The organism is Dyella subtropica (assembly GCF_026283965.1).
Taxonomy (GTDB): Bacteria; Pseudomonadota; Gammaproteobacteria; order Xanthomonadales; family Rhodanobacteraceae; genus Dyella_D; species Dyella_D subtropica.
Genome location: NZ_JAPDPD010000001.1, coordinates 482,764 through 502,424, shown reverse-complemented (window position 1 = coordinate 502,424; position 19,661 = coordinate 482,764). Strand labels below are relative to the sequence as shown.

Below are 19,661 nucleotides of genomic sequence, written 5' to 3'. Positions count from 1 at the left end.
CAACGGCCAAACCCCACGACACACCTTGTGTTTGATCTTCGGAGAAGCCAATGACCGCTGTACCGCTTCCTACATCAACGCTGCGCATCCGCAAGGCCGCGGTTCTCGGCGCCGGCGTCATGGGCGCGCAGATCGCTGCGCACCTGACCAACGCCAACGTTGAAACCGTGCTGTTCGACCTGCCCGCAAAGGAAGGCCCCAAGAGCGGCATCGCGCTCAGGGCCATCGAGAACCTCAAGAAGCTGTCCCCTGCCCCGCTGGCCGACAAGGACCGCGCCGCCGCGATCATCCCGGCCAACTACGACGATGACCTGGAGCACCTGAAGGACGTCGACCTGGTGATCGAGGCGATCGCCGAACGGATGGACTGGAAGCTGGATCTCTACAAGAAGATCGCGCCGTACGTCTCGCCGACCGCCGTGCTGGCCAGCAACACCTCGGGCCTGTCGATCAATGGCCTGGCCGAAGCACTGCCGGAAGAAATGCGTCATCGCTTCATCGGCGTGCACTTCTTCAATCCGCCACGCTACATGCACCTGGTTGAGCTGATCCCGACCCGCCTCACCAACCCGACCGTGCTCGAAGGTCTCGAAGCCTTCCTCACCACCACCGTCGGCAAGGGCGTGGTCTACGCCAAGGACACGCCGAACTTCATCGGCAACCGCATCGGCGTGTTCTCGATGCTCGCCACCATGCATCACACCGAGCAATTCAAGCTCGGCTTCGATACCGTCGATGCATTGACCGGCCCGGCCGTGGGCCGCCCGAAGAGCGCCACCTACCGCACCGCCGACGTGGTGGGCCTCGACACCATGGCGCACGTGATCAAGACCATGGCCGACACCCTGGCCGACGATCCCTGGCACGAATACTTCAAGGTGCCTGCGTGGCTGCAGAGCCTGATCGACCTGGGCGCGCTGGGCCAGAAGAGCGGCGCCGGTGTCTATCGCAAGGCCAGCAAGGACATCGTGGTGCTGGATGTCGCAAAGCGCGACTACCGTGCCTCCGAGCAGAAGGCTTCCGACGAGGTGGCTGCCATCCTCGCCATCAAGGATCCGGCTGAAAAGTTCGCCAAGCTGCGCGCATCGGCCGATCCGCAAGCGCAGTTCCTGTGGGCGACCTTCCGCGACCTGTTCCACTACACCGCTTATCACTTGGCCGACATCGCCGACACCGCGCGCGACGTCGACTTCGCCATCCGCTGGGGCTACGGCTGGAAGCTCGGGCCGTTCGAGACCTGGCAGGCTGCCGGCTGGCAGCAAGTGGCCGGTTGGATCGCCGAGGACATCGCCGCTGGCAAGGCCATGAGCAAGGCGCCGCTGCCGGCGTGGGTCACCGACGGCCGCACCGGCGTGCACGGCAAGGCCGGTTCGTACTCGGCCAGCGCCAACGCCGACAAGCCGCGTTCGCAGCATCCGGTGTATACGCGCCAACTGTTCCCCGATCCAATCCTCGGCGAGAAGTTCGACCAGGGCACCACGGTGTGGGAGAACGACGGCGTGCGCTTGTGGACGCTGGGCGACGACGGCGTCGGCATCATCTCCTTCAAGACCAAGATGAACACGGTCAACGACCACGTGCTCAACGGCATCCAGCAGGCCATCGACGTGGCCGAGCAAAAGCTCAAAGCCGTAGTGATCTGGCAGACCAGCGAGCCGTTCTCCGCCGGCGCGGATCTCAAGGGCGCGCTCGGCCTGCTGCAGGCCGGCAAGCTCGACGACTTCGAAAAGATGGTCGCCAACTTCCAGCGCACCAGCATGCGCATCAAGCACTCGCTGGTGCCGGTGGTGTCCGCCGTGCGCGGCCTCGCCCTGGGCGGCGGCTGCGAATTCCAGATGCATTCGGCGCGCACCGTCGCCGCGCTGGAAAGCTACATCGGCCTGGTCGAGGCCGGCGTCGGCCTGCTGCCGGCCGGTGGTGGTCTGCATGAACTGGCCGTGCGTGCCGCGCAGGCCAACCCGTCCGATCCGTTCGAAGCGCTGAAGAAAGTGTTCGAGACCGTCGCCATGGCCAAGGTCTCCGGCAGTGCGCTGGAAGCCAAGCAGCTGGGTCTGCTGCGCGACAGCGACGTGGTGGTGTTCAACGCCTACGAGCTGCTCCATGTCGCCAAGCAAGTGGCGCGCTCGCTGGCGGAAAGCGGCTACCGCCCGCCGCTGCCGGCTCGCACCATTCCGGTTGCCGGTGACGTCGGCACGGCCACCTTCCGCGCTTCGCTCGCCAACATGCAGGCCGGCTACTTCGCTTCCGAGCATGACGTGGCGATCGCTACCCGCATCGCCGACACGCTGTGCGGCGGCGCCATCGAGCGTGGTTCGCTGGTGGACGAGGAATGGTTGCTCGCACTGGAGCGCAAGCACTTCGTGGAGCTGGCGCAAACGGAGAAAACCCAAGCGCGCATCGCCCACACCATGACCACCGGCAAACCGCTGAGGAACTAAGGGTTCGTCATCCCGGCGAAGGCCGGGATCCAGTAGCGACAACCCAACACTGAGTCACTGGATTCCGGCCTGCGCCGGAATGACGATCAAAAACTGAAGTGCGTCGCCGCGACCCGCGCGACGCCACGGAGCAAAGACCATGACCAAGCAAGTGCAAGACGCCTACATCGTCGCCGCCACCCGCACCCCGGTCGGCAAGGCGCCGCGCGGCGTATTCCGCAACACCCGTCCCGACGACATGCTCGCCCACGTGATCCGCGCCGTGATGGCGCAGGCACCGGGCATCGACCCACACCGCATCGGCGACGCCATCATCGGCTGCGCCATGCCCGAGGCCGAGCAAGGCATGAACGTGGCACGCATCGGCGTGCTGCTGGCCGGCCTGCCCGACACCGTACCGGGCGTCACCATCAACCGCTTCTGCTCCTCCGGCGTGCAGGCCATTGCCATGGCCGCCGATCGCATCCGCCTGGGCGAGGCCGACTTGATGATCGCCGGCGGCACCGAGAGCATGAGCATGGTGCCGATGATGGGCAACAAGATCGCCATGAACCCGGGCATCTTCGACAACGAGCACATCGGCATCGCCTATGGCATGGGCATCACCGCCGAGAACGTCGCCAAGCAGTGGAAGGTCTCGCGCGAAGAGCAGGACGCCTTCTCCGCGCAGAGCCACGAGCGCGCCCTTACCGCCATCAAGGCCGGCGAGTTCAAGGACGAGATCACCCCGTTCCAGCTCGACGACCACTACCCCGACCTCGCCAGCCGGGGCATCAAGACGGATAGCCGCCTGATCGACACCGACGAAGGCCCGCGTCCGGGCAGCACCGTCGACGTACTCGGCAAGCTCAAGCCGGTATTCCGCAACGGTCAGTTCGGCGGCAGCGTCACCGCCGGCAACTCCTCACAGACCTCCGATGGCGCCGGCGCCCTGCTGCTCGCCAGCGAAGCCGCCATCAAGGAATACAACCTGACGCCGCTCGCCCGCTTCGTCGGCTTCTCCGTCGCCGGCGTGCGCCCCGACATCATGGGCATCGGCCCGAAGGAAGCGATCCCGAAAGCCCTCAAGCAGGCCGGCATGACCCAGGACCAGCTCGACTGGATCGAACTCAACGAAGCCTTCGCCGCCCAGTCCCTGGCGGTGATCAAGGACCTCAGCCTCGACCCGAGCAAGGTCAACCCGCTCGGCGGCGCCATCGCCCTCGGCCACCCGCTCGGCGCCACCGGTGCCATCCGCGCCGCCACGCTCATCCACGGCATGCGCCGTCGCAAGCAGAAGTACGGCATGGTGACGATGTGTATTGGTACGGGCATGGGTGCAGCGGGGATTTTTGAAGCGCTCTGATCGTTGTCAGCAAGACTAGAAAAAAGCGCCGTATCTCTACGGCGCTTTTTTTTGCGCTTCCCTTCATCATTTTGACGTATTACGTAAAACGTAATACGCTCGCCGCATGATACGGAGCTTCCGCTGCAAGGATACGCAGGCGTTGTTCGAGGGCGGCGACCCGCGGCGGTTTCGAGCCATCAAAGACGCAGCCATCCGCAAACTATCGCAACTCGACGCTGCGCATACGCTGGAGTTCCTTCGCTCCCCTCCGGGCAATCAGCTGGAAGCGTTGAAACACGATCGTATCGGTCAACACAGTATCCGCATCAACCGGCAATGGCGTGTGTGTTTCGTCTGGACCCTAGCCGGACCGGAAAACGTCGAAATCGTGGACTACCACTGAGAAGCGCCATGAAGCCACCCGTCAACCGCATGCGCCCCGTTCACCCTGGCGAGATTCTGCGCGAAGACTATCTCGCCCCACTCGGCATGAGCGCCAACGCCCTGGCTGTTGCGTTGAGCGTACCGGCGACCCGTATCCATGAAATCGTCAACGAGCGGCGCGGCATCAGCGCCGATACCGCCGAGCGACTCGCCCGCTACTTCGGCGGTGACGCCGTGTCATGGCTAAACCTGCAAGCCATGTACGACCTCAAGACACTGCCGACGCGCAAGGAGATCATGCGCCGGGTTGAACCGCGGGCTGCGTAAGTCGGATTGGTGGCGCCTACTCTTCAGCTGACTTTGGCATCGCAAGAATCGGAGTGCCCACTTTGCCTGCGATGGCTAGATTGCCCCTCAAGCGAAGCTACTGAGAGGCACTCCATGAATCTGTCTACGAAGCACATGCCACTGGCTGCTGCCACGCAATCCGACCCGCGCTGGGCACAGGTTCTGAAACACGATGCAAGCGCCGACGGCAACTTCTGGTATTCGGTCCGCACCACCGGCGTGTACTGCCGGCCTTCTTGCGCTGCACGCCCAGCACGACCGGAGAATGTGGCCTTTCACGCCACCCGCGAGGATGCGGAGCGGGCCGGGTTCCGGCCGTGCAAGCGTTGCCATCCGGAACGGGATATCGCCACCAAGGAAAGCATTCGCTACACCATTGCCCCCAACGCGCTGGGCCAGTTATTGGTCGCACAAAGTGAGACGGGTATCTGCGCGATTCTTTTGGGCGACGACGCGGCATTACTGACGAAGGAACTGCAGCAGCGCTTTCCACAGGCAACGCTTCAGATGGAACCGAAAGGCCTGCAAGCCCAGGTCGCAAAAGTGGCGCACGCCATCACCACCCACAGCCATGGACAAGACCTGACCTTCGACCTGCGCGGCACACCCTTCCAGCGAAAGGTGTGGGAAGCCTTGCGCGCCATCCCTGCCGGCACCACCGCGAGTTACACAGAGATCGCCCGCCGCATTGGTGCGCCACGGGCCGTACGAGCAGTGGCGCAAGCCTGCGCGTCGAATGCGCTGGCTGTGTTGATTCCCTGCCATCGCGTGGTACGCAGCGACGGCGGTCTGTCGGGCTATCGCTGGGGCGTGGAGCGCAAGCGCGCGTTGCTGGCCCAGGAGGCGCGGGCGTGAGTGCAGTCATGATGGATATCGTCGATACCGCAACGAGTATCGACAACCGGTTCAGCCTGTACGATTGGACCGGCGTCGAGCGGGCGCTGGATGCACAAGGTTGCGCGCTTTTGCCGGCCCTGCTGACGCCTACCGAATGCCAGGCAATGGCGGCGCAATATCCGCACGACGATGCCTTTCGCAGTCGCGTGGTGATGGGCCGGCATGGATTCGGTCGTGGCGAGTACAAGTATTTTCGCTATCCGCTGCCGCCGTTGATCGGCGCCTTGCGTGAGGCGGCATATCCGCGCCTGGTGCCCATCGCCAATCGATGGAATGAAGCCATGGGCATCGACGTGCGCTATCCCGATACCCATGCCGCCTTCATTGCGCGCTGCCACGCGGCCGGTCAGCAGCGCCCTACTCCGCTGCTACTGCAGTATGGCGAGGGCGACTACAACTGCCTGCATCAGGATTTGTACGGCGAGCATGTCTTTCCGCTGCAACTGGCGATCCTGCTCTCCGAACCAGGGCGGGATTTCACCGGCGGGGAGTTTGTATTGACCGAGCAGCGACCGCGCATGCAGTCGCGACCGGAATTGGTGCCGCTGCGCCAGGGCGATGCGGTGGTGTTCGCCGTGCATCATCGCCCTGTACAGGGCAGCCGTGGCATGTACCGGGTCAACATGCGCCACGGTGTGAGCCGCCTGCACTCAGGGCAGCGCCACACCGTGGGCATTATTTTTCACGATGCTCAATAGGTGCGGAGACCGATAGTTCTCCGGTCGAATCGCACTACCGGGTGCGCTCCATAAAACCGGCAATCAACGGCGCGATGGCCGGGAGGCATTCTTCGAGCGCGAAGTGCCCGGTATCCAGCAGATGCAATTCGGCCTCCGGCAGGTCGTCCAGATAGGCCTGCGCGCCGGCCTCCGGGAAGAACGGATCGTGGCGGCCCCACACGATCAGTGCTGGCGGCTGGTACTCGCGTAGCCATGCCTGCCACTGCGGATACAACGCGACGTTGGAGTGGTAGTTCAGCGCGAGATCGACCTGGATCTGAGCCCGTCCGGGCAGGTCGAGAAAGTGCTGGTCGAGGGTCCAGCCATCGGGCGCGATGAGCGCTGGATTCGCCGCACCGGTGAGGTACTGGCTCCGCGTCATCTCCAGCGTCAGCAGGTTGAGCACGCCTTCCTCGGCACCTTTCACGCCTGGCTTCAGCGCTGTGAACTCCTGCGCCATCGGACTAAGACCTGCCGCGTAGGCGTTGCCGTTCTGGATCACCAGGCCTTCGATCCACTCTGGGTGCCGCTCGGCCAATCGAAAGCCCACCGGTGCGCCGAAGTCGAACATATAGGCCACGAAACGATCCAGCCCGAGTGCCTGACAGAAGCCCTCCATCACATCCGCCAACCGGTCGAAGCTGTAGGTGAACGGTCCGCCTAGCGTAGCGGGCACGGGGGCGTCGCTGTGGCCGAAGCCAGGGTAGTCCGGCGCGATCAGGTGATAGCGATCGCCCAGCGCATCCATCAACCGGCGGTACTGGTGCGACGCGGACGGAAACCCGTGGAGCAGCAGCAAGGTGGGGGCATCCTTCGGACCGGCTTCGCGGTAGAAGACGTTGATGCCGTTGACATCGACATGGTGCTGGGAGACCTGCGGAATGTTCATTGCGATGAATTCTTTCGTGTCGGGGTGTGGGCATGATGGAGAGAATGCCCGGTGCCCGTAAGATGCCCACAGATAGATTGACTATTCACCGCAAGCGAACGACGGCATGCATGAAGCGCGCTGATCCGCACGCAACACATTGGGCACCTGAGTCACCAGCACGTCGCGCAAGATCATGCGCCTTGTTACCCTCGCCTCTTAAGCCAAGGAGAGACGGACATGACTTCCACTCACGGCATCCACACGATCGATACCGATTTTGTGCGGCCGCGCTTCGACGCTGCTTATCTCATCGTCGAGAACGGGCACGGCGCCTTCATCGACTGCGGTACGAACCACGCGGTGCCGCGCATGCTCGACACGTTGGCGGCGGCGGGTTTGGAGCCGGCCCAGGTGGACTGGCTCATCCTCACCCACGTCCACCTGGATCACGCCGGTGGTGCCGGCGAGCTGATGACCCACCTGCCGCACGCGAAAGCCGTGGTGCACCCGCGCGGCGCGCGCCACATGGTCGACCCGACACAACTGTGGGCCGGTGCCAGCGCCGTCTACGGCGAGGCGGTGATGGAGCAGACCTATGGTCGCCTGCGGGCCATTCCGGCCGAGCGAGTGATGGAAGCTCCAGACGGTCACGTGGTGCAGTTGCAAGGCCGCCCGCTGCGCTGCATGGATACGCCCGGCCATGCCAGGCACCATCTCAGCATGTATGACGAGCGCGCCAACGTCTGCTTCACTGGCGACACGTTCGGCCTCTCCTACCGCGAGTTCGATACGGCAAAGGGCCCTTTCATCCTGCCCACCAGCACGCCGGTGCAATTCGATCCCGGCGCACTGCACGATTCCATTCGTCGCCTGATCGCACTCAAGCCAGACGCGATGTACCTCACCCACTACGACCGGGTGCAGGATGTGGAAAGATTGGCCGACGATCTGCATGGCCAGATCGACGCGATGACGAAACTGGCCCTTAGCGCCAAGCGAAAATCCAACCGCCACCACTGGCTGAAAGATGCGCTTACCGATCTCTATGCCGAGCGCGCCGCCGCCCACGGCTGGAACGACGATCGCAAGGCACTGCTCGATATCCTGGGTATGGATGTCGAATTGAATGCCCAAGGGCTGGAGGTATGGCTGGATCGTGAGGGCGGTTGATCAAACTGCGCACACTCAGTGTGTGCGCTTCAACTCCTCCTGTACTTTGCTGTCGAACCTAACGCGCGCAGCGTCCGCATAGGTTTTGCACGCCTTCGTGTCCACCAGCGGATTGGGCAGCTTGCCCTGATCGCGTAGCGCCACCTTCTCCAGGAAATCGCTGGCATCGGGATGCGGCGTCATCAAAATGTCGCACTGCAGTCCGGCAACGATATCGAACGTGTGGCGGAATTCAGGCTCACGATTCGGGTGCTTGAGATCGCGGAGACGATAGTCCTTGTTGCCAAGGGCCGTGACGCTGTCGGCATAGACCATATTGAGGCAACGGTTCTCCTCGCAGGAGCGCCAGGTCCAGCTGGTGCTACCTGGTGTGTGGCCCGGGGTGTAATGCGCCTGCACTTCGATATTGCCGACCCGGGCGCTACCGCCATCGGCCACCACGCCAACACGGGCAATCGGCGGATAATGCGCCGTTTCACCGTACTGCGGATCTTCGGGGTCGTCGCCGCCCGCCATCAATGCCTTAGCGCCCGCCTGGCTCGCACTCACCTGCGCCCCGCTCGCCTCCGCCAGCGTGGCAATAGCGCCGGCGTGATCGGAGTGGGCGTGCGAGTTGAGGATCAGCTTGATGTCTTTCATGTGGAAGCCAAGCGCTTCGATGTTGGCTTCGATCAGCTTGGCGTTGCCGGGCAGCGTGCCGTCGATCAGCACGTGGCCTTGCGGCGAGGTGATCAGAATGGCGCTGAGGCCATGGGTACCGACATACCAGGTGTTGCCGTAGATACGGAATGGCTGCTGGGCCTGGGTCCAGCTCGCATCCTCCGCCTGCGCCAAAGGCGCGAGCAACATGGAAGCGGCGCCGAGTACCGCAAAAAGTCGAAGCTTCATGGAGACATTCCTTGTTTGAATGGAACGCACATGATGACCGGCGGCACCAGGTGATTCATGACATAGCGCGGGCACAGCACGGCCCTCGCCATGGCAACCACGTAGCCGAGGGCTCCCAGAGGCTTCACGTAGACGTGCTGGGCTTTACGGTGCAGATACCCATGCTGTCGATAGAACACATGGGATGCTTCGCGCACCACCTTGGAGCGAACGATCAAGCTCGCAACAGAGATACGCTTTCCATGTCAGGCGAGCCTCGTGCCATTGGGCACCGGCCGCTCAATGGTGGTGATCACCACACCTTCGTCCGAGGGAAAACCCGTCAGCAAAAACTGAGACCGAAATGGCCCCACCTGCTTCTCCGGAAAATTGACGACGCCGACGATCTGTCGCCCCACCAGGTCCTCGGGTGCATACAGCGCCGCGATCTGCGCGCTGGTCTTCTTCTCCCCATAGGGGCCGAAATCCACCCAGACCTTCCACGCGGGTTTGCGCGCTTCCGGAAACGGCTCCACGCGAATCACCGTGCCGGCCACCATCAGCACCTTCTCGAAATCGGCCCAACTGATCTCGGCCACCTCATGCGTTGCTGTGTCGCTCATCCTTCCAACCTCGTCTTGAACCAGTCCTTGCCTTGCTGCCACCAGTAGCTGGCCTGCGCCGCCAGATAGCCGGCCGGTCGATGCGCACTGACCAAGCCGTAGCCGGCGAATTGCTTCCAGCGATCATCGCCGTTGGCGATCGCAGCGGCGAGCAGATCGCCGGCGGCGCAGGTAGGCGCCAGGCCGTGGCCGCCAAAGGCCTGCGCCCACCAGACTCCGTCGTCACCACCGCCGATCTGCGGCATCTGATGCCGCGCATAGCTCATCAGGCCCGACCAGGCGTAATCGACCTTCACGTCCTTGAGTGCGGGGAATACACGTTGCAGATCCTTGGTCAGCAGGTGTCGCACAGCCTGCGACGATCGATTGCGAACGGAGATGCGACCGCCCCACAGCAGGCGTGTATCCGGCAGCGGCCGGTAGTAATCGAAAGCGAAGCGCGAGTCATAGACGGCCGAACGGGTCCGCAGGCATTCGGCCAAACGCTCACCCAAGGGTTCCGTGACCATCACGTAGGTCGCGATCGGCAGGATCGCCCGATCGATTCGCCGCCGCAGGCCGGCGAGATAACCACCGCAGGCCAGCACCACCTGATCGGCCATTACGGCACCCTGCGCCGTCTCCAGACGCCAGCGCAAACCGTCGCGCCGCAATTGCCACACATCCGTGTTCTCGTGGATGCGCACACCTTGCTTAGCTGCCGCACCCGCCAGACCAATGGCGAAATTCAGCGGATGCAAATGCAGCGCATTGCGCTCATACAGCGCATCGAAATAGCGCTCGCTGCGCACACGCTCGCGCAATTGTTCCTGGGCTATCCATTCCCACTGCACGCCGTAGTGTTCGGCCAGCAACTGCTGACGCTGTCGCAGCACGGCGGGATCGCGAAACCAGTTGGCCCAGATCACACCCTCGTCCACTGGATCGCACGGTATGTCGTAACGCGCCACTTGCCGGCGAATGCGCTCCACGGCTGATGTGGTGAGATCGAATAACGCTTTGGCTTGCACATCCCCGCGTTGATCCAACAGGCTCTGCTCACCCAAGGAATAACCGGCAAAGACAAAACCGCCATTACGGCCGGAGGCGCCAAAACCTATCTGCTCGCGTTCCAGCAGCACCACATCGCGCACACCGCGCTCGGCCAGACCCAGCGCCGTGTGCAAACCGGCGTAACCACCACCCACAATCGCCACGCGTGCGTCCGCTTTTCCTTGCAAGGCTGCATACGGCTCGTAGGCCGTCGCTGTGGCGCGGTAATAAGAGGTAGCCGGTGACTGCTTCATCGTGGTGGCGAATGCGGGCTTCACGGGACAGACGGGCAAGCATAGCGCAGGCTCTTCGACACCCCGAAACCGACGCCTGTAGGAGCGCACCCTGTGCGCGATGGGTGCTTGGATGGGCGCCGCACGAAGAGCATCGCGCACAGGGTGCGCTCCTACGGGCTTGGATACCCATGGCTAATCGACCAAACTGACACCAAGCGACCGCTGATCACTCATCCCTCGATCGTCCACCACGCGCACTTCGTAATTCCCCGCCGCCTGCGGCTGCCAGAACAGCGATTCGCCCGGCGCACTGCGACCCACAAAAGCATCGTTGACGAACCAGTACAGCGTGCGCGTCGCAGCATCTCCATTGGCGGTGAAGGCAATGCGATCCTCGCCCTGCTGCTTCAACCGCATGGCGTAGATGCTGCCACGCAAGGGCGAGGTGATGTGCGGCGGCTCACCAACAGCCACGCCGCTGTTCACACAGGTTTCGTTGCGCGGCGGCGTACGGCGCGGGATGCCGGCCTGGATGAAAACCTGCTGCAACTCGGACGGCCAGAATTCGTACACCTCCAGATGGGTGTGCTTGCCGTCATAGGGTGGACACGCCGGCTTGCCGGTGGCGTCATCGATCACCACGGGCCGATGGATCTGGCTGACACGGATCGGTGACTTGCCGGGAATGAACCAGGTCATGCCCTTTTGCGGGCACCACTGATTCGGCAACTCGCCGCTGGCCAGGCAGACTTCCACGCGCTTGAGGTTGGCCGGCATGTGACGCACCGGTTCGGCGAGCCGTGACTGTTCGGCGCGCAAAGCGTCGACGATCTGGAAGAACAGCGGTGCCGCCGCTTCCACACCGACAAAGGCCGGGTTGCCGCCGCCATCGAAATTGCCGATCCACACCACTAATACATAGGGACCGAAGCTGCCGGCCGTCCAGGCGTCACGGAAGCCCCAGGAAGTGCCCGTCTTCCAGTACACCGGCAGACGGTCTGGCTGCGCACCGCTGGTTTCGTCGGGACGCGGGTTCTGGCGCAGCATGTCCATCACCATAAAGCTCGCCTCGTTGCTGAGCAGGCGAGTGCCTTTCGACACCGGCTCATCGGCAAGTAGGCGCAGAGGCTTCAGCTCGCCGCGGTTGGCGAGCATGGCGTAGAGGCCGGCCAACTCTTGCATGGTGACTTCGCCGCCACCGAGTACCAAGGCCAGACCATAGTGTTTCTCGCTCGCCATGCGGCTGATGCCGGCGTCGCGCAGGAATTGATAGAAGCTCGGCTGTTGCAACTGCGAAGCCACCCAAACGGCAGGAATATTGCGGCTACGCACCAGCGCTTCGGTCGCCGTCACCGGCCCAAGGAAATGACCGTCGAAGTTCTCCGGCGTATACGGGCCGAACGAGGTCGGCACATCGCGCAATACCGTCTGCGGGTGCAGCACACCCTGATCGAAACCTAGCGCATAAATGAAAGGCTTGAGCGTGGAACCCGGCGAGCGCTTCGCCAGCGTGCCGTTCACTTGCCCGTGAATGGCGCCATCGGCATAGCTGGCCGAACCGATGAGGGCCTTCACGCCCATGTCGCGCGTGTCGATAAGGATGGCCGAAGCGTTGCGAATACCGCGCGCCTGGTTGCGTTCGATATAGCGGGCGACCTGGCGCTCAAGGCTGTGTTGCAGGTTCAGGTCGAGCGTGGTGGTCACACGGCTGTCGGCCGGCTCCGCCACCAATCGGCGTGCGGCCAGCACTTGCTCTACCGCGTGCGGTGCCTCGAACGGCAACTGTGAAAGCGGACGCAGGTTCAAAGGCAAGGCGAACAACGGCTTCAGCGCGGCGTCTTGCGGATGCTTGCGCAACCAACGTGTATAGAGACGATTGCGCGATTCGGCCAGGTGCGCGTTGATCACATCTGGCGGCGCATCGCTCGCGTTTCCACGTACAGCCTGCAGGCGGCGTGTGGGATCCTGCGGCACCACCGCGAGGGTCAGTGCTTCCGGCAGGCTGAGCGCCGCAGGCGGTTTGTCGAAATACGCCAGGCTGGCGGCGCCGACGCCTTCGACATTACGTCCATAAGGCGCGTAGTTGAGATACGCCTCAAGAATCTGGTCCTTGGAATAAAACAGTTCCAGCTGGATGGCCCGCCCCAGCTGCCGCAACTTGCCGAGCGGCGTGCGCGTATTGAGCCGCCACAGCAAACGCGCGAGCTGCATGGTGACGGTAGAGCCGCCCTGCGGATTGCCATGCCGCACATAGGTCACCCAGGCGCCGCGCAGCAGGCCATAGGGATTGAAGCCGGCGTGCCAGCGATACCAGCGGTCCTCGTGCAGCAGCACGCCCTGCACCAGCTGTGGAGAGATGTCCTGCAATGGCACCCACAGGCGATAACGCTCGTCGCTGGCGAGGGTGAGCCGAAGCAATCGCCCCTTGGCGTCATAGACGGCAGTGGATGAGGGTTGCCAATCGCGCAGAGGCGGATGCGGCCACAGACGGCATCCCATCAACACGGCCGCTACCAGCGCGAGGCCCGCGAGCCAGTTCTGCCAACGGTGAACCCAGCGAGCGATGAGGTGCAGCAGCGGCTTGAGATGGATGACAGTCATGAAGGTTTCCGCCAGCCGCTTCGCTCTCTCCCTAAGCGGGAGAGAGCGAAGCCTTGCGGCTTACGGTTTGCGCACCGTCAACGTGGCGCCTCCAGGCGAGCGCGCCTGGATCTCGCGGTTGTACATCGATTCGCCATAAGCCGGCGGCACGATGAACTTGCCGGCGTTGGTGGCCTTGATGCGATAGACGAACTCGCGCACATCCGGCGTCGCCGTGCCGTAGATCACTACGCGGTCCTCACGGATGTCCGCGTACTCCGGTGTCCAGGTGGAGCTGGACAGGCCGATGGGCGAACGCCACGCACTGGGCTTGACCTCGCTGTCGCCGCCTTGGTCGTTCTGCGCGCTGCCGTCTTCCTGGTGATCGGTCACTTCCGGCGGCGGCTGGATGACGGGCTCGAAGCCACCCGGCAGCAAGTCCACGATCGACACGTTGGAAACACCCTCGCCACTGGTGGCGCGGATCTTCACATGGACGTCGATTTCCTCGCCAACATGGATCTGACCCAGCGACTTGCCGTTCGTATCGGTGTAGTCGCGGATGATCTCGATGCCGTTCTTGATGGCCTTGTTCGGGGCATCGCGGTCATAGCCGCCCTGGCTAGCCACATACCATGCGGGCAGCGCACCACCGTTGGTGAAGCGGAGACGACCGGCAGCTCCACTCCAACTGCCGGCCTGCATCAGGTTGCCCTGCAAGGTGGCGATGGCCTTGACGTTGCCGTCGGCATGCACCTCTTCGATGTTGAGCTTGCTGAGGTCGCCGCCCGACTGCGTCGCATAGGCATCCAGCGCAAGCAAGGTCATCGACGACGACAGGGTGTTGTACCAGTCGTGTGCGAGCGGGTAGCTGATGTTCTCCCACACGCGTGGCGACAGCGCCTTGGCGCGCTCAGGGAAGTGCTTGCCAAGCAGATAGAGCACGCTGGAGTCGCGGATCAGCGAATCGTAGTAATAGCCGTAGACGTAGGCCTTGTCCGCGGCCGTGCGCTCCAGCAATTTCTGCGGACCGGCGATCAATTGATTGGCTTGCTTGTCCTGCTTGAGCAACTGGTAGGACGCCGCCAGCCATGCCGCGGCCAGGTCGTTCTTCCATTGGTCCGGATAGGCTTCTTGCAAGCGCTTCTGCACCGCCGCCAGATCATTGGTGGTGACATTGCCTTGGCGGGTCAGCAGATAGACCGCATAGGCGCGCTGACGCAACTTGTCGAGCGAGTCCATACCGTCATCGCTGGCGAGCTTGTGCAAATAGGTATTGCCTGCGTCGAACATGTCCTTCGGCACGTTCACACCGCGGTCGCGCGCTTCCAGCAGGAAGTTCATCGCATACGCGGAGACGAATGGTTCCGCATCCGGCGTGGCCGCCCACAGGCCAAAGCCGCCCTGGCCATTCTGGCGCGCATGCAGCACGTCGAGGAACTGGGTGATCGCCTCGTCGTTGCTGATCTTCTTTTCGCTAAAGGCGGGTTGCAGCGTGTGCGCAAACACCGGCACCACGGGCCACTTCGCCACCACCAGCTTCGGCATGGCCGCGCTGATGATCTGCTCGCTGCAGTAGTTCTGGTAGTTCACCAGATAACTGGTGATGCCCTGGGCCAGCACCACCGGTAGCGGCGAGAACGCCGCGTCGCGCGATGCGTAAGCGTCGTATAGCTTGCGCAGATCCGGCAAGTCCGCCTTGCTGCCTGCATCCACCCGGCCCACATTGACCTGGGTGCGGTAAGCGGACGCCGGGCGTACCGACAGATCGACGCTCTGCTTGGCCGATTTGCCGCCGTAACTAGCGGTGAAGGTGAGATTGCCGGAACCAAGCTTGTCGGTCGCCTTGACGCGGAACACCGCTACGCCCTCGCGCATTTCGCCGAGGTTGAGGCTCTGCGTCGGATCACCGACCAGCTGCAATTGCGGCCCGGTCTTCAGAGTGACCGCTACCGGCACCTGCTTGCCGCCGAGACCGGTGAGGTTGTTGGCCACGCCAACACTCACATCCACTTCGTCGCCCGGGGCGAGTGTGGTCGGCACGTTCGGCGACAGCACAAAGTCGCCACGCACCGTGGTGGAACCCTCGAAGGTGCCGATACGTTCCGGCGACACCGTCACGGCCATCACGCGCAGCTTGCCGTTGAAGTAATCCGGCACCTGGTAGGTCAGCTCCTTCTCGCCGTTCACGTCGACGATGCCGGACCAGTAGGCCACGGGCTTGTCGCGCTTGCGCTTGAATGGATTGAGCTGGCGGCCGATCGCAGCGTCCGCATCGCCGCCCGGAGCGGCCATGGTCATCAGCTTCTCGAAGTCCGGCAGGATCAGATCGAGGATCTGCGAGGTGTTCACTTCCAGCATGCGCTTGCGGAAGAAGAACTTCAGCGGGTCGCCGAGCTTGTAGCGGGCTACCTGCAGGATGCCCTCGTCCACGGCGAACACCACGGCCTTGGTCGGCTGGGTGGAGGTGAGTTTGAACGTAACCGTCTCGCCCGGCTTCACCAGCGCCGGCGACTCGACCTTGATCGGGTCGCGTCGCGCATCGAGGTTCACCGAGAACGGCACGACGCCGTAGCTCAGCGGACTCATGAAGATCTCGTCCGAGGCCGGATCGCGGATGTACTGCACGTTGATGTAACCGTTGCCTTCGAACTCCGCCGGCACGGTGATGTGTTGCACCGAGCTGGTGGTGTCGGCATGGAACCAGGCGTGTGCGTACACCTTGTCGCGCTCGATGGTGATCAGGCCGCTGCCCGCGTAAGGCGCACGCACAGCGATCTCCACCGACTCGCCCGGCGCGAAGTCCTGCTTGTTGAGGTTGAGCTGCAGTTCGGCGTTGCGATCCAGCGCGCGCGACACGTTGGCGGCACCAGCCACCGAGTAGTCGACACGGTTCACCTCGACCCGGTCGCTACCGCGCAGGATCACCAGCGCGTAGTTGCCCGGTTTGTCGGTGGGCAACTCGTAATCGAGACCGGCGGCGGGAATCGTCAGCGCCTTCTCGTTGACCGGAATCTCCTTGAGCTTGGACTGGTACTTGTAGACACCGGAGTCTTGCTTGGTCAGCACGGAGATGTAGCGGCGCTCGATCAGCTGGGCGCGCAGATCCTTCAGCTCGATCGCCTTGGCCTGGTTGTTGATGGCAACCAGATGCACGCTGCGCGACGTGCTACGGCTGACGTAGTCGAGGCTATCAGCCGCCTTGTAGCCCACCAGCCAATCGTTGCTCGACACCAGGGTCTGCGCAGCCGCGGCCACGCTGCGGCCACCCTCGGCCTCGTAGGCCTTGGTGAGGAAGTACAACTGATAGGTGGCGTCGGCGTACTTCTTCAGGTCGAGGTCGAACTCAGCATGGCCCTTGTCGTCGGTCGTGCCGTCCTCCAGGGCTTCTTCGTAACCCTCCTTGGCGCGACGCACGTCGTAGAAGTGGTAGTCCGGCCAGCTACGGAACGCCGGCCATGCCGGACGCAGGGTCAATGAGGCTTCCACGCGGCGATCCGCGGCCGGCGTGCCGAACAGGTTCTGCACATCGACCAGGCCCTTGAGTTGGTCTGGTTTGACCCAGCCTTCCGGCACCTGCTGCGAGAGCTTGGCTTCGACCTTCATGCGGTCCGGCAGGAACTCCTTGACCTGCACGGTGGTGCTGCCGATCTGCGCACCGGCCTTGCCGTCCTTGACGATGTAGAGGTTCACCGTCCAGGTGCCGGTAGGTGCAGTTTCGGCGGGCGCGTAGTCGAGTTCGCTGAAGCCGCTGGCGTCCATCGATAGCGGCAACTGCTTCACCGTAGCGCCGCGCGGGTCGACGATCTCGGCCTGCAGCGGCACGCCAGCCACGCTGTGCGTCCAACTGGCAGCGCGCACGATCAGGCCGATATGGAAGGTATCGCCCGGTCGATAGATGCCACGATCGGAGAACAGATAGCCGGACAGCTGGCCTTGGTTGGTCGCGTTGCGTTCGCCGCCGATATCGAAGCGGGAGAAGTCGAGCTGGCGGTCGTAGGTACCGATAGGCAGGAAGGACAGGTCGTCGCCCTTCTTCACCAGGTACAGCACCGGACGCTTCTCGCGTTCCAGCCCCTTGAAGGTGGGGAAATGTACGGCACCTTCGGCGCTGGTGGTTTCGCTGTAGAGCGTCTGGCCATTCATCGCGAGCACCGACACGCTGGCACCGCCCACCGGCTGGCCACTGTGAATGGACTGCACGAAGACGTCCTGGCTGCCGTCCACGCCACGCTTGACCAGCATGCCAAGGTCGGTGACCACCACGAGGCGAGTGTCGGAGGGATCGGACGCATTCGACGCTTCGCTGTTGTACTCGCTGCCGCCTTCGCTCTCGTCACCGGACTCGGCGTTGGCGCTGTCTTGATCGTCGTTGCGAGGTGCCGCCTGGGCACCCTGTTCCTCTGCCTTCGCAGCATCTGCCTTTTTCTTCTCAGCTACCGGGTCGTAGCTGGAGAGGTGCAGCAGAAATACGCCGCGCTTGCCATCTTTCAGGTACTGGCCAAGATCCACGCCTTCGTAATGGGCCTTGCCGGGATCGCCCTTGGGGAAGGCGCGTTTCTGTTCGAAGTGCTCGACGATATGATCTTCGCTGAAGGCATAGCTGAGCGAGGGTTGTGTGTAATTGCCTTGGTTGAGGCTGACCAGATGTTGTATCTGATCAGGCAACACGCGCCCCACTTCCACACGCATGCCGGGCAGATTACGCGACACCACGGAGACACGCTTACTGCCACTCATCGACAGCAGCGAGCCATCAGCCATGAAGCGAAGCAGCTTGGGATAGTCGGGAACGGTCAGCGTTTCAACGCGCGGCTTACCGAGAATGTAGCCACCGAACGACTTGAGACCCTTTTCCACGCGCACGTAGATACGTTGGCCAGGTTCCGCGTGGAACTTGAAGCTCTGTGTCGCTTCGTAGTCCCCTTCGGTAGGCACCAGCTCCAGTTTCAGCGGCTGCGCCTTGTGCAGCACAGCTTCGCTGACTTCCGACGCACCCCAGCTATAGGGCGCCTCATCTTCGCCCTGCTCTACGTCAGGCTTGCGCTTGGGCAGGACCCAGGCCTTGGTGAGGCCGGCCAATTCGTCGGCGCGCACGGTGCCGCTGACGCCCATCACCAGCACTTGCTCGGGCTCGTACTTGTCGTTGTCGACCAAGGTCGGCGTGATGTCATCAATGGACAGGCTGTACAACCCCGGCACCGTCACGTTGGTGGTGAGTGCATCCTTCGACGCATCGCCGCCGCGCACGCTGCGCACACCCTTGTCGAGGTCGTACTTCACGGCGCCGTTGTCGCGCGGCAGGGCCAATGGCTGCGAGTGAATCCACGCATGCAGCTTGTACTGGTCGTAAGTGACGCTGAACTTGAGCGGCGCGTCCGCGCTGCCCTTCTCCGTGAGCGTCAAGCCAATGCGCTTTTCGAATTGCGCGGTATCCACCGGGTAGTTGAAGTTGACCGGTTGAATGGTCTTCTTGGCGGTCGCATCTTGCGGGTCCTGGTAGAACTCGCCGCGTGCGAACTTCACCTCGAACGGTGCGGTATCGAATTCGAAATGATCCTCGGCCATCAGCACATGGGCAGCAAAGGCCTTGCCGATATCGAAGCGAACTTCGTAGTGCTTGCCGACGGGCCAGTCCTCGGCCGGTACGAAATTGAGGGTGCGATCGTCGGCCCAGGTCCACTGTCCTTTCACCGCCGGCTGCATGACGACACCGGTGGTCACAGGTTTGCCGACCCGCTCGATCGGCGCGGCGGAACGCGAGAACTGCACCGTGAGCGGGCGAATGACGATCGGCTGTTTGGTGTAGTCGGTGATCGACGGCTTCTGCACTTCAAAGCTGATGCGCGTCGGCTCCACCGGCTTGGGACGGTTCTTGTACCACTCCCAGCCGAACCAGCCGCCGCCGGCTATCGCGATCGTCGCCAGCAGGGCGCCTGCGGCATGCAGCGGGCGACGGCGAACGAACGAACCGGTGGCTGGCACCCAACCCGGCGCCGACCAGGACACATGTCCGATCAGCGGTCGCAGGATCAGGGCGATCCCATAGAGCAGGCCGTGCACGAGGCGCACCGGCAGTGAAAACAGAAACCGCAGCAAATCCATAATGCTTCCTGACAATCATCCAATGAACAGAAGCGGCAGACGCCGGCCCTGGACCAACACCGCA

General features: G+C 63.1%; 13 protein-coding genes. 7 read left to right on the top strand and 6 right to left on the bottom strand.

The genetic code is table 11. From position 1 onward, the window contains the following. Positions 1–50: 50 nt before the first annotated feature. The 6 genes from OUZ45_RS02210 to OUZ45_RS02185 all read left to right on the top strand — a co-directional run bounded on the left by OUZ45_RS02210 (position 51) and on the right by OUZ45_RS02185 (position 6,092). A complete protein-coding gene (locus tag OUZ45_RS02210) occupies positions 51–2,438 on the top strand; it encodes a 3-hydroxyacyl-CoA dehydrogenase/enoyl-CoA hydratase family protein (RefSeq protein ID WP_266168262.1) in 2,388 nt (795 codons plus the stop codon). Between the two features lie 139 nt (positions 2,439–2,577). Continuing rightward, a complete protein-coding gene (locus OUZ45_RS02205) occupies positions 2,578–3,783 on the top strand; it encodes an acetyl-CoA C-acyltransferase (RefSeq protein ID WP_266168261.1) in 1,206 nt (401 codons plus the stop codon). Between the two features lie 106 nt (positions 3,784–3,889). Further along, positions 3,890–4,168 (top strand): type II toxin-antitoxin system RelE/ParE family toxin, encoded by a 279-nt coding sequence (locus OUZ45_RS02200; protein ID WP_266168260.1) that lies wholly within the window; start codon positions 3,890–3,892, stop codon positions 4,166–4,168. An 8-nt stretch (positions 4,169–4,176) separates the two neighbouring features. Beyond that, on the top strand, positions 4,177–4,476 hold the full coding sequence (locus OUZ45_RS02195; RefSeq protein ID WP_266168259.1) for a HigA family addiction module antitoxin: 300 nt from the start codon (positions 4,177–4,179) through the stop codon (positions 4,474–4,476). Positions 4,477–4,590: 114 nt separating this feature from the next. After that, positions 4,591–5,352 carry a methylated-DNA--[protein]-cysteine S-methyltransferase gene (locus OUZ45_RS02190; RefSeq protein WP_266168258.1) on the top strand — a complete coding sequence of 254 codons (762 nt, stop codon included), beginning with the start codon at positions 4,591–4,593 and terminating at the stop codon, positions 5,350–5,352. After that, entirely contained in the window at positions 5,349–6,092 is a 744-nt protein-coding gene (locus OUZ45_RS02185) for a 2OG-Fe(II) oxygenase (protein WP_266168257.1), read from the top strand. Before OUZ45_RS02190 ends, OUZ45_RS02185 begins: the two co-directional genes overlap by 4 nt. Positions 6,093–6,126: 34 nt before the next feature. Here OUZ45_RS02185 and OUZ45_RS02180 read toward each other — a convergent pair whose 3' ends face one another. Beyond that, positions 6,127–7,002 carry an alpha/beta fold hydrolase gene (locus OUZ45_RS02180; protein ID WP_266168256.1) on the bottom strand — a complete coding sequence of 292 codons (876 nt, stop codon included), beginning with the start codon at positions 7,000–7,002 and terminating at the stop codon, positions 6,127–6,129. Positions 7,003–7,221: 219 nt separating this feature from the next. On the opposite strand from OUZ45_RS02180, the gene OUZ45_RS02175 reads away from it, so the two are divergent. Next, positions 7,222–8,154, top strand: coding sequence for an MBL fold metallo-hydrolase (locus OUZ45_RS02175; RefSeq protein ID WP_266168255.1), 933 nt, complete (start codon positions 7,222–7,224; stop codon positions 8,152–8,154). Between the two features lie 15 nt (positions 8,155–8,169). On the opposite strand, the gene bla is transcribed toward OUZ45_RS02175, so the two are convergent. From bla to OUZ45_RS02150, 5 genes are all read right to left on the bottom strand, one after another. Then, entirely contained in the window at positions 8,170–9,042 is an 873-nt protein-coding gene (gene bla, locus OUZ45_RS02170; protein WP_266168254.1) for a subclass B3 metallo-beta-lactamase, read from the bottom strand. Positions 9,043–9,287: 245 nt separating this feature from the next. Continuing rightward, on the bottom strand, positions 9,288–9,644 hold the full coding sequence (locus OUZ45_RS02165; protein WP_345781256.1) for a tRNA-binding protein: 357 nt from the start codon (positions 9,642–9,644) through the stop codon (positions 9,288–9,290). Continuing rightward, the gene (locus OUZ45_RS02160; protein WP_266168345.1) at positions 9,641–10,930 is read right to left on the bottom strand and encodes an NAD(P)/FAD-dependent oxidoreductase; all 1,290 of its coding nucleotides are present in this window, start codon (positions 10,928–10,930) and stop codon (positions 9,641–9,643) included. Before OUZ45_RS02160 ends, OUZ45_RS02165 begins: the two co-directional genes overlap by 4 nt. Before the next feature lie 174 nt (positions 10,931–11,104). Continuing rightward, positions 11,105–13,513 (bottom strand): penicillin-binding protein 1C, encoded by a 2,409-nt coding sequence (pbpC, locus tag OUZ45_RS02155; protein WP_266168252.1) that lies wholly within the window; start codon positions 13,511–13,513, stop codon positions 11,105–11,107. 60 nt (positions 13,514–13,573) lie between these two features. Further along, the gene (locus tag OUZ45_RS02150; RefSeq protein ID WP_266168251.1) at positions 13,574–19,597 is read right to left on the bottom strand and encodes an MG2 domain-containing protein; all 6,024 of its coding nucleotides are present in this window, start codon (positions 19,595–19,597) and stop codon (positions 13,574–13,576) included. Between the last annotated feature and the right edge of the window lie 64 nt (positions 19,598–19,661).

Excerpts from the sequence above, each read along its gene's own strand:
- OUZ45_RS02210 (WP_266168262.1), top strand. The coding sequence starts at position 51 with ATGACCGCTGTACCGCTTCCTACATCAACGCTGCGCATCCGCAAGGCC.
- OUZ45_RS02205 (WP_266168261.1), top strand. The coding sequence starts at position 2,578 with ATGACCAAGCAAGTGCAAGACGCCTACATCGTCGCCGCCACCCGCACC.
- OUZ45_RS02200 (WP_266168260.1), top strand. The coding sequence starts at position 3,890 with ATGATACGGAGCTTCCGCTGCAAGGATACGCAGGCGTTGTTCGAGGGC.
- OUZ45_RS02195 (WP_266168259.1), top strand. The coding sequence starts at position 4,177 with ATGAAGCCACCCGTCAACCGCATGCGCCCCGTTCACCCTGGCGAGATT.
- OUZ45_RS02190 (WP_266168258.1), top strand. The coding sequence starts at position 4,591 with ATGAATCTGTCTACGAAGCACATGCCACTGGCTGCTGCCACGCAATCC.
- OUZ45_RS02180 (WP_266168256.1), bottom strand. The coding sequence starts at position 7,002 with ATGAACATTCCGCAGGTCTCCCAGCACCATGTCGATGTCAACGGCATC.
- OUZ45_RS02175 (WP_266168255.1), top strand. The coding sequence starts at position 7,222 with ATGACTTCCACTCACGGCATCCACACGATCGATACCGATTTTGTGCGG.
- bla (WP_266168254.1), bottom strand. The coding sequence starts at position 9,042 with ATGAAGCTTCGACTTTTTGCGGTACTCGGCGCCGCTTCCATGTTGCTC.
- OUZ45_RS02165 (WP_345781256.1), bottom strand. The coding sequence starts at position 9,644 with ATGAGCGACACAGCAACGCATGAGGTGGCCGAGATCAGTTGGGCCGAT.
- OUZ45_RS02160 (WP_266168345.1), bottom strand. The coding sequence starts at position 10,930 with ATGAAGCAGTCACCGGCTACCTCTTATTACCGCGCCACAGCGACGGCC.
- pbpC (WP_266168252.1), bottom strand. The coding sequence starts at position 13,513 with ATGACTGTCATCCATCTCAAGCCGCTGCTGCACCTCATCGCTCGCTGG.
- OUZ45_RS02150 (WP_266168251.1), bottom strand. The coding sequence starts at position 19,597 with ATGGATTTGCTGCGGTTTCTGTTTTCACTGCCGGTGCGCCTCGTGCAC.